Origin of the sequence: Nocardia sp. NPDC051787 (assembly GCF_040681325.1) — a bacterium.
Lineage (GTDB): Bacteria > Actinomycetota > Actinomycetes > Mycobacteriales > Mycobacteriaceae > Nocardia.
On sequence record NZ_JBFAYO010000006.1, the window covers coordinates 241930 to 256197 of the forward strand.

Below are 14268 nucleotides of genomic sequence, written 5' to 3' on the forward strand. Positions count from 1 at the left end.
TCCCCGCGGGCGCGGGGAGCACCCTGCACCGCCCGTCAGGTACGACACCCAGACCGGATCATCCCCGCGGGCGCGGGGAGCACTCTTGGTCCCAGACGTTGTGGCAGTTGCGGCACGGATCATCCCCGTGGGCGCGGGGAGCACATCGGTCACCGCCTTCAGCTCGCCCTTCCCGGGCGGATCATCCCCGCGGGCGCGGGGAGCACGGAGACAACTCCAATGGCTCTGCCATCCACAGAGGATCATCCCCGCGGGCGCGGGGAGCACGATGGGGTCGAGGGCGTTGACGAGTCGGGCGACGGATCATCCCCGCGGGCGCGGGGAGCACGTATAGGTTTGTGCGCCCGGCAGCGCGGCAGCCGGATCATCCCCGCGGGCGCGGGGAGCACACAACTCGAACTATGGCCAGGCCCGCAGGCGCCGGATCATCCCCGCGGGCGCGGGGAGCACGTTGCTGACCGGGGTTTGCAGTTGCTCTACCGAGGATCATCCCCGCGGGCGCGGGGAGCACTCTGCAATGATCAGGACACATCCGTGCGGGACCGGATCATCCCCGCGGGCGCGGGGAGCACTCACCAGCCAATCCGATCCCGTCGTCTACTACCGGATCATCCCCGCGGGCGCGGGGAGCACGATTCATCCGGTGCCGGGGCCGTGGCACAAGGAGGATCATCCCCGCGGGCGCGGGGAGCACAAAGCGACCGGCAAGCCGACGAACCGGCGGTACGGATCATCCCCGCGGGCGCGGGGAGCACCTCGTCCGACCGTCTTCGTCGTACTCGGAATACGGATCATCCCCGCGGGCGCGGGGAGCACGCCAACTGGGCGCCGATCTCGTCCAGCCTCGCCGGATCATCCCCGCGGGCGCGGGGAGCACGCAACCGGTACGCAACCCCTTGCTGTGGAGGTCGGATCATCCCCGCGGGCGCGGGGAGCACTAGACCGGCTGACCGGACTCGGCCGGGGTCGGCGGATCATCCCCGCGGGCGCGGGGAGCACGGCGGCGATCGAACGTCACGGCGCCGCGCGGGCGGATCATCCCCGCGGGCGCGGGGAGCACGTTCTGCACGAGGACGCCAGCGCGGCGCGACCAGGATCATCCCCGCGGGCGCGGGGAGCACGGGCCGACCGCATCCACGCAGGCCGAGCCGAACGGATCATCCCCGCGGGCGCGGGGAGCACAACGCCACCTCTCCCGAAAACCCCGCAAAACCAGGATCATCCCCGCGGGCGCGGGGAGCACATCCGCCCATGAGTGCGCGTCTAGGCAGCCTGCGGATCATCCCCGCGGGCGCGGGGAGCACAGGAGTTCTGGGTATCGGCAAGCTCGATCGTGCGGATCATCCCCGCGGGCGCGGGGAGCACCTCCCCAATCGCGAAGTCCGCCAGCGCTACTCAGGATCATCCCCGCGGGCGCGGGGAGCACGGTCTCGGGTTGCGGGAGTTCCACAAGAAGTACGGATCATCCCCGCGGGCGCGGGGAGCACGTGATGCGCCCGTACCGTTGCCGGAACCGCGAGGGATCATCCCCGCGGGCGCGGGGAGCACGCCCAGTGTTCTCGTGTGCCTGTGCGCCACGCCGGATCATCCCCGCGGGCGCGGGGAGCACGCGGATCGCGCCGTCGAGCAACTCACCCAGATCCGGATCATCCCCGCGGGCGCGGGGAGCACACTTGTTGACCTGGCGGTTTCTCAGCGGAATCGTCGATTCTCATTCGGTTTGTTTGAGAGGCGCTGGACCAAGTGTCAGCACCATAGCCGCTACTTCGGTTTGAACTTTCGTCGGGCGGCGCGGCGACGCCACACGGTTTCGGACTGGTGCTCGGCATTGTTCGCTGTTCGGCTGCCCGCAACGGCCGGTGCTTGGGTCGCCGGAATGTAGTCCGGGACGGTTTTGCGGCGCATGAGCATGAGTCCATCGTGGTCGACCGGGGTCCAGTCGTGACCGTGCACCTGGAAGGCGAGGCGTTGTTCGTTGCGTGCTGAATGCACCATGATTGCCCGCCCTTCGGCAACGAACTCCACGACGCGCTGCCACATGAGGTCCCGAACGCGCGGTGAGATGTGGCCGACGAACACGCCGGGGCTGATTTCGAGCAGCCACCGCGTGAGGTGTCCACGCAGGCCGGGTGGTACGGCGGTGAGAACGACGATCGTCAAAACTCGTCTCCGTATCCGACGCCACCTGCCACCTGGTTGTCGCGGTCATCCCACAGCGAGATCACCTCGAATTCCAGTTCGTCGAAATCTGCTGTACTCGTGGTGCTATCGCCACGTAGCAGTCGCTGGATGTCACGTGCGCATCGTTCTAGCAGCTTCCCGTCGTGCACGGCGTCGCGCACACGCCGTCGGGTCACAGCACCGATGTCGTCGACCTCCTCGGCCGCGACGTCAAAGGCAATCGGGATCGTCAACTCGGCCTTGTACAGGTCGGCGATGTCGTAGACGAACGCGCGGTGATGGCCTGTGTGTACGAACCCGAGGGCAGGTGAACATCCGAGAGCGACGACGACCGAGTGCACGATTCCGTACAACGCGGAGTTCGCTGCGGACAGTGCCTGATTGACCGGCTCGCCGGAATCCCAGTCCTCGATGTCGTACTCACGGCGCTTCCATTCGACTCCGGTACGCTCGGAGTGCTGTCGGTAGACGGCGCGGACTCTGGCGCCCTCGCGGCCTCGTAGCTGCTGCATCAGCAGTTCGGAGACATCCTCACCCGGAAACCGCATGGCATACATCGCCCGAGCAACCTGCAACCGTGTGCGGGTGTTTGTCACCGCCTCTGCCTGCGCCTGCAAGAGCCGCGAGGACCGTGCAAGCGATACTCCGTGCGCGTAGTAACGGACACCTCGTTCCCCCACCCACACGACTGTCGAGCCGCTGTCGGACATCAGCGAAATCGCTTGGTGGGTGATAGTGGTTCCCGGGCCGAGTAACAGCACTCCCACGGCAGCGGCCGGTATGTGCACGGTGCCGCGTTCGTCGGTGGCGGTGATGGCGTTGCTGTCCCGGTTGACCACGCAGCGATCGAGATACAGGAACGAAATCCGATCCGATATCCGCACCAGTTCCCTGGATTCCGACAGGCGGCGCCCGATGGTGCTCATGTCGGCGCGGTGGTCGGGTAAGCGAGGGTGAGCAGCCCGCACCCATACGATTTGGCGCGCCCGATACCGAAGGTGAGTGCATGTTTCAGGGAAGCCACGTCGGTTACCTCTAGTAGGCCCGCGAATGTGGCGGTGGAAATGGTGACACGGCTGTCTCCTCGGGTGAATCGCTGCACCGCGCGGTCGATGACAGCGAGTTCCACCTCCCCGTCGGCGTTGTGTGCTTGGCGTGGCATGACGCGGAACCCCAGCCGTGGTGCGCGGTCCAGGAGCCACTGTTGTTGCTGGCGGACTGTGACATGACCGAGTGGTTTGGTGTCGGACCAACCCTCGCGTCGGCCCGCACGCACGGGGTTGGCGGTGAGGCGGAACTGCCACTGCTGCCCGAGGGTAAGTCTTTCCAGCAGCCGGTCATACGGTTTGGTGTCCCACGCTTGTGTGGTGGGCCATCCGGCTTGTTCCACGATGTGGGTGAGGTCGGGCTTGTCCGGGCTGGCGATGAACAGGATCACGCGGTGTGGTCCGTAGGTGTCCAGCCGCCACAGAACGCGTCCTTCGTTGGTGGGTGTGGCGTCGGTGAATCCGCTGCACACCGCGGCGTGCAGGGCTTGTGGGGAGGACAGTAGTGTGCGGGCACCCCGGCGGCGGGGGTTGATCTGCATCCTGGTCAGGAACATCTCATGCCTCCAACACCGACATGGCGTCGTGCTCACCCACAGGTTCTTGGCTGCCGTGGAGGTTGGCGACTTCGACGGTGCCGCGGACTACGGAGCGCCATTCGTACTGCCGCCGGTTCGGGTCGAAACTTACTGGTGTGTCACGGATTGTCTCGGTGGCTGTTTCACCGGCGGCGGCGTCGCGGACAGTCGCCAACCGGACGATGCGGTCGCGGGCGCGCCGCTGCATTCGGGTGTTTGCCAGCCACGGCCGCGTGGCCAGCGTGGTCTCGAGATCCTCATCGAACGCCCCTAGCGCGATCGGTCCGGCGGGTGGGCAGGAACGGCGTCCGAGGTAGAGCGGGAACTGCGGGCTGCGGATAGCGGCGTCGATGGCGGCGACCAGGTCGTGGTCGCCTTCCAGGACCACGAGGTAGACCGCGTCGGAGATGTAGTAGCGGTAGGACAATGGCAGTGAGGTCCAGCCGATAGATCCGTCGCGTTCGCGTTTGGGTTGTTGCGCGGTCTGGAAATCCCGTACGAGTTGCCCTGGTTGGTCGATGCGGACACCGAACCGCAACCCCAGCAATGCCTCGAGCGGATCGGTGCGGCGTAACCCTTTTGCGGCGGCGACCAGGCCGAGGACTCCGCTTTTGGTGGGGGCGATCTCGGTGTCGCGCCGGACGAATCTGCTTCGTGATCCCCACGATTGCAGCGGGCCGGCCAACCGCAGGGCGACCACGCTCACGCGGGCGCTCCGAGCCGGGTCTCGACGAGCGTTCCCACCTGGGCGACCATGTCGGTGAAGGCAACGTTGGAGCCGAGGTCGTCCAGGGCTGCGGTGTCGGAGCCGAGCCGGGTCACCCAGGAGGCGATGGGGGTTTCGCCGTAGGCGCGTTCGACTTCGCGGGCCTCGTCGCGCAGGGCGTCGGCGGCTCGTTTGACTCGCCCACCGGTGTTCGCTTCGCGGACCGGGCTTTCGAACGCACCAACGAGGTTGATCGGCTGGGTGTCGCGCACCAGGACCACAACGGCCTCGGGCAGGGTCCGGTTGGCGAAGGTGTTCTGTTTCCCGGTCGGCATCGAGCGCACGAATGACGCGACGAACGCTTCGACAGCGTGGCGGGTGGCGTCGTGGTCGCCGAGGTTGTCGTTGAGCCGGTTGACGTCGAGGGTGGCGTACCGGTAGAGGGTGGAGGAGTTGAACTCGACGGTGCCGATCATCCCGGCGCCGGTCTCGTCGTCGCCGAGGTGGTCGTCGACGGCGGTGAAGTAGTCGAACTCGGTTTCGACGGGATGGACGCTGATGGCGTGGGCTACTTGAACTGCGGCGTCGACGTTCATGTCCGCTTGATCGGCGACCATCCGTCCGAACAGCGCGATATCCACCGAGTGTTCGCGGTCGGCGAGATCCTTCACTTTGGCCTCACGCAGCGCTTTCGGCACATCCTCAGTCTCGGCTGCTGCGATGGCGGCTTCGGCGAGCGCGCGGATCTGGTGTCTGCTGAGGAAGACCAGGTATCCGGCTTCTTCGGTGGCGTCCTTCTTCGGTGGCTTGACCACGATGCCGATCGCCTTCATCACCTCCGAAGCGAGCTCGATCGAGCGATCCTCCAGATCCTTGGAATGTTCGCTGATCGCGGCTGCCAGCAGCTCGACCACGCGGCGGGTGCGTACTCCGAGTTCTGAGCGATCCAGCTGGTCGTCGAACGCGACGCGGGTGGCGCGTTTCCATGCCTGGCTGGAGACCCGTGCCCGGCGTACACCGCCGTAGATCGCAGTTTTCGGGCTGCCGGTGTCGTCGCGGTTGAGGTTGCTCGGCGGCACGGTCTGCAGGATGTGAAGCTCGATCAGGGTTCGGTTCATCGGGGTGGCTGGCCTTTCGATGGTCATTCGGTGGGTTCGGGTTCTGCGGGGACGGGGGCGCGGTAGAAGTCGCGTCCCCACGTCAGCCGCACACGCTGAGCGCGGCCAGGGGTCAGCAGGTCGGTGATGTCATCGGCCAACCGCGCGTAGTCGAAGCCTTTTCGCGCCGACCGCAGCTGGGTAACCAAGCCGCGGAGGTGCACCAGCACTTCGTCGATGGATTGCGCGGTGGCTACTGCCATGAACCGACGTGCCACCGCATCAGCGCTGCGTCCATCTTGCTGCGCCAGGATCGCTACCGCTGCACCGAACGACACGTCCGGGACATGCGCGGCCACAGGCATCGATTGCTGGTGTGCGGCGAACAACGTGAGCACCGAATGCGCAGCCTGCTCGGCAATGCTTGGGATGTCGTCGAATTGACCGGCGTGCAGCGACGCCGGCACGATGGCGATGGTGAGGTCCCAGATCTCCGGGACCGCACCTGCAGGCTTGCCCAGACCACGGCGCAGCTTCGCCAGTTCCGCTCGTGCCACCGGCGAGCCTCGCAGGTATTCCTCCTGCAATCGTTTCAGCCGCCAATCCACGACCGTGCCCAGACGGCCTAGACGCCGCCGACGCCGTACGGGCGTGGATGCCGTTTCCTCTGCCACGGTAGTCACACCACCACCTCCTCCTTCGATGTCGAGTCGCCCGACCGGACGTATGCGAGCGGCAGTGCTTTGCGCAGCGCCGCATTCAGCCATAGCTCCGCGCGCGGCACGTTGACCAACTGACCGCTGACCTCTCGCCCCACCCACGCCGACGGCGGTGCCGCCACAATCAGCTCTGCGGTCACTGGGTAGGTCGCTTTCGAGACGACGAGTTGCCACCTGCCGCGAGCTTCTTGCAGGTCGCTGCCGGGCACCAGTGAACCCAGCCATTCCCGATACGGTGCATCAAGCGCGGCGTACAGCTGCTCTCGAGCTCGGTCCCCGGCGCCCGATTTCGGCTCTGCGCCGCTCGCCTGGGCAATGTTCTCGGCGAAATTCCACACCGTGAACGCGGTCTTCTCGGCGTCGTCGACAGCGTTCGTCGCGGTCTGGCCCGCGGCGGGCCGATCCGCACGCAGCACGAGCACCGACATCGGCAGGACGTCTTCGATGATTTCGGCGAATGTCGCGCTCTGCGCGCCATATTCGGCACCGAGGATCCGGAGCCGGGGCATGTAGCGTTCCGGGAGCAGGTCTTTGGACCCTAGATCACTGATCCACTGCAGAATTCCGGGTGCCAGACGCGGCTGCGGGTCACTGCCACGCTGGATGCCGCGGCCGGAGATCGCGGGCAGCATCGCACCGATACCCCGCCACACCGAACGCTGCGGATCATGCGTCAGCGGCATATAGACCACAGCCTTGCGCTTCTTCGACTGCGGCTCGCTATAGCGCCAGCACGTATGCGGATCCATGTCGTGCCTGTTGTGTGGCTGAATCCTGTCCCCATTGGCCAACACCACCCCGGTCACCCCGCTCTGATCGCCGACCAATCGGATCCGGCGGGTCTGCCACGTGTACAGATCGATGGCTCCCTGTGGCGGGCGCTCCTTCCACTGCGCCGAGTTAGGGTCGCGCTCCCACGGCGGTAGGTCGTTTTCGCCGCCAATACGCACGTATGGGTTGTCCTCGTAGGCAACAAGGTTCAGCAGCAGCGTCTCCCGCAGGTTCGCGCCCTGCGGCAGCACTCCCCCGATCTGCCCGGACCAGCCCGTGCCGATGGGATATCCCTTGCCGTTCTTCACGGTGTCGTCGCCGACTGCACCCGACTTGATCCCGGACGGGTCGAACGCGTGCGCGTGCACCAGCCACCGCGCCGCCTCCGACGCCTCCATACGACGAAGATCCGCCGCCGACCGCGTGGTGAACAACGGTTGCCCGTTCGGCACATCGGCGACGATCTTCTCCAGCCCCGACACCTCCTGCTTCGCCGTCCGCAAACCCGCGACCTGAAAGAACGGCGTCTCGGGATGGAACAGGTCGAATCGATCCCGCAGCGGCTCCACATACGCACGGAGGCGATCCACCGGCAGTTCACCAGCCGCCCAGAGTTGCTCCCACTCATCCGCATCGGTCGGGCCCTCGACAGCGCGGTGCACAACCGCCAGCAGCAACCTTGTGATCGCGAACGCTTGCGTAGCCACCTCTCCACCAATCGTGGCCAGATCGCCTGCCTGCTCCAGCACTTCGACGATCGATAACTCTCGTTCGCGACCGTCGATACCGAGGGCGATAATCCAGGGATCATCGAGCAGATTGAATCCGTGGTCGTCGTGGTTGGTGCTCATTTACTGAGTGCTCACTTCTATCGGCAGATGATCTGGTTCCAGCAGCGATTCGCCCGTGGCGCGCCCCGGCACGGCCAGTCCGAAATCCGGGCTGTAGTGCACCGTTCGACCGGCAATTTCGCCGTCACCGTTGTCGTCGATGACCAGGACTGGGAGCCGGTAGATGAGTGGTGAGAACTCCCATTCCTCCGGAGTCGCGGCCCACAGTTCGGCTTCGGCCTGCTCGGTGCTGAACTCCAGTGGCAGACGTAGCGAACAAGCCGCGATGATCGAGGCCAGCTCGTCTGACGGTGTGGCGTCGCGCGGCACTGCCAGATTCCCGTCACCGTCGGGCAGCCACGACGGTGTGAACCATTCACCGGAAGCCGCTTCCTGGACGACGACGACTTCCAGGCTGGGAGCTCCGTCGCGGACTTGGCCTTGCCCCTGTCGTTCGTCGTCGGTCTCGCCGACATTCGCCGAGACCCAGCCGACGATGGCGTTACCCGGTCGCGATGGCGGTTTGATCTGGTACGTTTCCGCGTTCGCCTTTCGTGTAGCAGTCTTGTCCAGCCAGCGTTGCCGCGCCTGGTGCATCGTCTCTCGCCACTGGTCGGGCCCGTGTTCCTCGGAACCGTATGCGTCCTGCACCAGAGGTCCGATGTCCTCGGGAAGGACGATCTGCGAATCCAGATACGGCAGCAACACCGCCGCCGCACGCAGCAAGGAATACTCGCCGTACACGTGCCGCGCCGCGGACGGCTCCAGCTCCGGCACACCGGCGCTGAACTTCACCGCTGCGATAAACGCTTGTGCCCTACGTAGTTTCGGTGGGCGGGCGCACTGGTTCTCGCCGCGCTGGTGGCGATGCAGTCGCCCCATGCGCTGCAGGACAAGATCGATCGGCGCCAGATCCGTTACCAAGAGATCGAAATCAACATCCAGTGACTGCTCAACCACCTGTGAGGCGACCACGATATGCCGCTCCGGTCTCGAGTGCGCGCGGTCCTGGGGTCCGAAACGGTCGAGCAACTCGGTGTCCTTGCGCATGCGGTCGGCGGCGATGAACCGGGAATGCGCCACGGTTACCTCACCGGGAAAACACCGTTCGAGCGCTTCGGTCGTTGCCAGCACCCGACGAACAGTGTTCCGCACAACCAGCGCACACCCACCATCGGACAACGCATCACGCAGCAACGCGATCAGAACGTCGCGGTCGTCGCCTACCTCCCCGCCGAGGGCATCGACGTGCACCCGGGTTTGCCGACCCGACGGTTCTACGACCCGGCTGTCGACAACGTTCGCGGCAGTCCACGACAGGAGCGGATACCCGGTCGCCTCAGCCGTCTCCCGCACTCCGTGACGATCGAAGCCGCGCTGATACGCCTCCAACAACGCCCGCCGACGATCGGCCGGCAAGGTCGCCGACAGCGCGATCACCGGCATCCGGTACGCGCCCAGCCAGGCCAACACCGTCATCAGGTAGGAGTTCATGTAGGCGTCGTAGGCGTGTACCTCATCCAGCACCACCACCTTCCCCGCCAGCCCCAGGTGCCGCAGCATCAGATGCCGAGACTTCAAACCCGCGAACAGCAACTGGTCAATCGTTCCCACCGAGAAGTTCGCAAGCTGAGCCTTCTTCCGGCCCGACAACCACGAATGAGCAACCACAGCGTGCCCGGCGGATGCGCGGCTGCTGGATGAACGCTGCGGATGCTCATCACAGCCGATCTCCGCGTCGCGGACCCGGCCCGCCCGCACCAGGCCCTGGAACACCCGGTTGAAGCGCGCCTTGCCGTGCCCCAGGGTGATCGAACCACCGACCTCGTGACCGTCGGCTCCGAGGGTGTCCAGCCAGTCGACCACTCGATGAAACATCGCGTCGCTGGTCGCCTGCGTCGGAAGCGCAACCATCAATCCACCTGCCCCCCAACGCTGCGCCAGGATCTCCGCTGCCGCTAACGCCGCCTCGGTCTTCCCCTCCCCCATCGGCGCCTCGATGATCAACAACCCCGGCTCGGCCATCCCCCGCGCCACCTCGCACGCAGCAACCTGGACCGGCCGGGGCTTCGCCCCCTGCGGCAGCTGAAACCGCGACTCGAACAGCTGGTGGACATCAACCGGAACATCCGACGGTGACCACGGCCGCGGCAACGCGAGCTGCCGAAGCGCACGACGGGATCGCTCCGGGCGTATGACAGCCTCCGGCAACAGATCAGCATGAAACGGCAAAAGATCCTCGTTGCTGGCAATCCAGTCGGACACGATGACGATCCCGGTCACGAGGACCTGAAACTGCACCGACAATCTCAGCTCGCGCCACCGCTCGAGGTACTTCAGTGCACCGGTGCGTACGGCTGTGCGGTGCAACAGTTCTCCCTGCACCCGCACCCAAGAGCCTTCCCCGAACAGCGTCGGGTAGCTTTCGGGCAACATCCGATCATCGACATCCGGAGGCGCCCCGTGGTGCCCGCCGAGCACCACCCCCCACGGCACCGCCGACCGGCGAGACCACCCCTGCTTCACCAGCCACCGGATCAGCAGATGATGCCCTGCAACCGTATGGTGCGCCACCTGCCGGTCAACCAGCTCACGCCGCGTCGTCGGCATGTACAAGCCCTGCTCCCGCATCCGCTGAGCAAGCCCTTCATGCTGGATCGCGAACGCCGGAGTCGCCTTCCCCACGTCGTGCAAACCCGCCAAAACCCGCACAGCACAACGCGCCGCCGACCTGTCCCCACCGAACTCCCGCGCGAGTAGATCGACCACACTCGGCGCCAACCACGAGTCGAACAGGTGACCAGCAACATCGGCAGCATCATCCATGTGCTGCCACAACGGAAGCCACCCACCCTCGGCATTAGGCGACTTCGCCCACACCGAACGTGCAGCCTCACTCAACTCCAAAGTTCACCCCCAGATTGACAGGTGGCCGCGGCCGCTCGCGAAACATGAAGCACTCTCGCACTCCCCACCGACACGTTCGCGCCCCCTACCCAATAGTGCGCATTTTTAAACAACTTCCGGCAACGCTACCGCCATCCCGTGTGCCACACAGGTACTTTGGTCAATTCGAATCCACCAACCGACGCCTGCAACCCAGGATCCGAACAGCGCAGTGACACAGACCGGACAGGCTGGCCGCCCAATATTCACGATGAACACACTTAGGGTGGCCGAAGGCGAGGCAACGAAATTCCCCGCAGGTGCGGGAAGCTCTCGAGCAGGTGCTTGGGCACCCGGCCTCGGCACCGGACCATCCCCGCGGGCGCGGGGAGCACACTACCTGCTGCGCCGCTCGGCGACGATCGGTGGATCATCCCCGCGGGCGCGGGGAGCACCTGTTCGTGGACGAGTCCGAGCGGTGGCGTGCCGGATCATCCCCGCGGGCGCGGGGAGCACGATTGCATCGGGTTCCAGTTCGGCGACCAGATCGGATCATCCCCGCGGGCGCGGGGAGCACGAACTGGTCCAGTTCCTGGCACGCCAAGAGGACGGATCATCCCCGCGGGCGCGGGGAGCACTTGAGTGAGTTGGTGCGGGCTTGGCTGATCGGAGGATCATCCCCGCGGGCGCGGGGAGCACGAGGAGGTCGGGGATCTCGCGACCGAGGATGCCGGATCATCCCCGCGGGCGCGGGGAGCACGTTTCCTGGCCCCAGTGGGGGCTTCTGGTGTCCGGATCATCCCCGCGGGCGCGGGGAGCACTCGAATACCGGTCCGTTGACTCCAGATGAAGGCGGATCATCCCCGCGGGCGCGGGGAGCACGCCGACCGATTGGCTACCGTGCTGGATATCTCCGGATCATCCCCGCGGGCACGGGGAGCACCCTCAGAACCCGATCGAACCTCGACGTCAATCCGGATCATCCCCGCGGGCGCGGGGAGCACTTCGTTACTCGCCTCTCCCTAGCCGATGGTTACGGATCATCCCCGCGGGCGCGGGGAGCACACGAAGATCCTGATGGGGCGGCAGGTGGATGCCGGATCATCCCCGCGGGCGCGGGGAGCACGAGACCCGGCTGAAGAAGTTGCAGGACAAGGGCGGATCATCCCCGCGGGCGCGGGGAGCACGAGGGTCAGGGTCTGGAAACGCTCGCTCACTGCGGATCATCCCCGCGGGCGCGGGGAGCACATCTCGTGGGGGGCGCCGATCAGCAGCAGGCCCGGATCATCCCCGCGGGCGCGGGGAGCACACCGGTGTCGGCGGAACGTGAAAACTGGATCTGGCACAGACTTCGTGATTGACCCGGTTCGGGATGCGAAGGGGCGGTTGATAGTTCATGATGTCGCGGGTGTTCTGATCTTGAACCGATGAGGGTCCTGTTCCCGCATCTGGACGGGTTGCGGATCGAGACGATCCGCGCGGCGGGTTCAACGGTGCGGATCGATGCCGCTACCGGTGAGGATCCGGTCGGGTGTCCCGGCTGCGGGACGCTGTCGGGCCGGGTCCATAGCCGTTATCAGCGGCGGTTGTCCGACACCTCGATCACCGGCCGCGAGGTCGTGATCAGGTTGCAGGTCCGCAGGTTGTTCTGCGATAACTCCGATTGCGGCAAAACAACTTTCGCTGAGCAAGTGCCTCAGCTGGCGGCCAGACACGCCCGCCGCACGCTGATCCTGGAACGGGCGTTGTGCGCGGTCGGGTTGGCGTTGGGCGGCCGCGCTGGCGCGCGTTTGACCCGGCAGTTGGCCGCGACGGTGAGCCGGATGACGTTGCTGCGCCAGATCCGGGCGCTGCCCGATCCCCAGCATTCGCTCCCGCGGGTGCTGGGTGTCGACGACTTCGCCCTGCGTCGCGGGCACAACTACGGAACGATCCTGATCGACATGCAGACCCGCCGCCCGATCGAGGTGCTCGACGACCGAACCGCCGACACCCTCGCGGCCTGGCTGCGGGCCCACCTGGGCGTCGAGATCGTCTGCCGTGACCGCGCCGGCGCCTACGCCGAGGGTGCTGCGGTGGGAGCACCGGATGCGGTGCAGGTCGCCGATCGATGGCATATCTGGCGCAACCTCGGCGAGGCAGTTGAACGCACCGTGGCACGCCACCGTGCCAGCCTCGCTGCCGCGATCGCCGATCCCGAACCGCGTGACCGGCCTGCCCTCACCGAGGTCACCGCCGAAATACCCCGCGGACCGGTCGCGCCTCACCAACGGCAGGATCGCACCGCGGTGCGCACCCGCAAGCGCTGGAGTGAGGTCCATGCGCTGCTGGCCCAAGGCGAGACCATTCGTGCGATCAGCCGCCAGCTGGGGCTCGCGCGCGGCACCGCACGCCGCTTCGCTCGCGCCGAATCGGCTGATGAGCTGCTGGTCAACAACCGCACCGGGTACCGCGTCAGCGTGCTCGACGCATACAAACCCGACCTTCATCGGCGGTGGAACGAGGGCTGCACCAACGCGAACCAGCTGTTCGAAGAGATCAAGTCCCGCGGTTACCAGGGCAGCGAGAAGATGGTGCGCACCTACCTGCAGCCCTTCCGCGCCCTCGCGCATATCCCGGCCCCGCCACGCAAACCACCGGCGGTCCGCAAGGTCGTCAGCTGGATCATGACCAACCCCGACACCATCGCTGCCGAGCACCGGGACGGCCTCGAATCGATCCTGGCCGTGAGCCCGGAACTGGCCGCGCTGACCGGGCATGTCCGCGCGTTCGCCAAGATCATGGGCGAGCGGCGCGGCCGAGATCTCGAACGGTGGATGGCCGCCGTCGACGCCGACGACCAACCGGCGCTGCACTCCTTCGTCCGGGGCCTGCGCCGTGACCAGGACGCGGTCGTCGCCGGCCTGACCATGTCCTGGAACAGCGGGACGGTCGAAGGCCACGTCAACCGCATCAAAATGCTCAAACGGCAAATGTTCGGCCGGGCGAAGACCGACTTGCTTCGCAAGCGGATCCTATTGAGCGAGTGAGCAATCCGGCAGCCGACATCACCAAATTTGTGCCAGATCCACCATTGGCGTTCCGTTGACAACCGGGATGTTCCGGCTTCGGCTCCACAGTGGCGGATCATCCCCGCGGGCGCGGGGAGCACAAATCCACGCTCAGTATTGTTCTCAGCCTGTTCGGATCATCCCCGCGGGCGCGGGGAGCACTCCCTGGTTGTCCATTGTGGTTCATGAACGAGGAGGATCATCCCCGCGGGCGCGGGGAGCACGAGGTGTGAGGTCTCGGTCTATAGAGTGGAGGAGGATCATCCCCGCGGGCGCGGGGAGCACGGGTCACAGCCTCGGCGGGCCGAGTGCGCGGAAGGATCATCCCCGCGGGCGCGGGGAGCACGCGCCAGACCTCCCCGCACTCGAATCGCCCTGCGGATCATCCCCGCGGGCGCGGGGAG

General features: G+C 66.3%; 9 protein-coding genes and 3 CRISPR repeat arrays (2 of these 12 cut by a window edge). Of the genes, 1 reads left to right on the forward strand and 8 read right to left on the reverse strand.

The genetic code is table 11. The features are described from left to right. A CRISPR array of direct repeats spans positions 1–1671; the repeat unit is 28 nt; unit sequence GGATCATCCCCGCGGGCGCGGGGAGCAC (it extends 1835 nt beyond the left edge of the window). Positions 1672–1761: 90 nt separating this feature from the next. From cas2e to cas3, 8 genes are read right to left on the reverse strand one after another with little or no spacing between them, the layout of a single operon-like run. Continuing rightward, positions 1762–2160, reverse strand: a complete 399-nt coding sequence (gene cas2e, locus AB0M45_RS09160; RefSeq protein ID WP_364324729.1) for a type I-E CRISPR-associated endoribonuclease Cas2e — start codon at positions 2158–2160, stop codon at positions 1762–1764. Next, positions 2157–3107, reverse strand: a complete 951-nt coding sequence (gene cas1e, locus AB0M45_RS09165) for a type I-E CRISPR-associated endonuclease Cas1e (protein WP_364324732.1) — start codon at positions 3105–3107, stop codon at positions 2157–2159. The genes cas2e and cas1e overlap by 4 nt, the downstream gene beginning before the upstream one ends. Next, positions 3104–3784 carry a type I-E CRISPR-associated protein Cas6/Cse3/CasE gene (gene cas6e, locus AB0M45_RS09170; RefSeq protein ID WP_364324735.1) on the reverse strand — a complete coding sequence of 227 codons (681 nt, stop codon included), beginning with the start codon at positions 3782–3784 and terminating at the stop codon, positions 3104–3106. The genes cas1e and cas6e overlap by 4 nt, the downstream gene beginning before the upstream one ends. Before the next feature lies 1 nt (position 3785). After that, the gene (gene cas5e / locus AB0M45_RS09175) at positions 3786–4511 is read right to left on the reverse strand and encodes a type I-E CRISPR-associated protein Cas5/CasD (protein ID WP_364324738.1); all 726 of its coding nucleotides are present in this window, start codon (positions 4509–4511) and stop codon (positions 3786–3788) included. Beyond that, complete coding sequence (gene cas7e / locus AB0M45_RS09180) at positions 4508–5629, reverse strand: type I-E CRISPR-associated protein Cas7/Cse4/CasC (RefSeq protein WP_364324741.1); 1122 nt, start codon at positions 5627–5629, stop codon at positions 4508–4510. The genes cas5e and cas7e overlap by 4 nt, the downstream gene beginning before the upstream one ends. Before the next feature lie 23 nt (positions 5630–5652). Further along, positions 5653–6291 (reverse strand): type I-E CRISPR-associated protein Cse2/CasB, encoded by a 639-nt coding sequence (casB, locus tag AB0M45_RS09185; RefSeq protein WP_364324743.1) that lies wholly within the window; start codon positions 6289–6291, stop codon positions 5653–5655. Beyond that, entirely contained in the window at positions 6288–7949 is a 1662-nt protein-coding gene (gene casA, locus AB0M45_RS09190) for a type I-E CRISPR-associated protein Cse1/CasA (protein ID WP_364324746.1), read from the reverse strand. The genes casB and casA overlap by 4 nt, the downstream gene beginning before the upstream one ends. Next, a complete protein-coding gene (gene cas3, locus AB0M45_RS09195) occupies positions 7950–10808 on the reverse strand; it encodes a CRISPR-associated helicase Cas3' (RefSeq protein ID WP_364324904.1) in 2859 nt (952 codons plus the stop codon). Positions 10809–11180: 372 nt separating this feature from the next. Continuing rightward, positions 11181–12123: direct repeats of the CRISPR family, unit length 28 nt; unit sequence GGATCATCCCCGCGGGCGCGGGGAGCAC. Between the two features lie 118 nt (positions 12124–12241). Here cas3 and AB0M45_RS09200 point away from each other — a divergent pair. Then, on the forward strand, positions 12242–13843 hold the full coding sequence (locus AB0M45_RS09200; RefSeq protein WP_364324749.1) for an ISL3 family transposase: 1602 nt from the start codon (positions 12242–12244) through the stop codon (positions 13841–13843). A 94-nt stretch (positions 13844–13937) separates the two neighbouring features. Beyond that, a CRISPR array of direct repeats spans positions 13938–14268; the repeat unit is 28 nt; unit sequence GGATCATCCCCGCGGGCGCGGGGAGCAC; it runs 551 nt beyond the window's last position.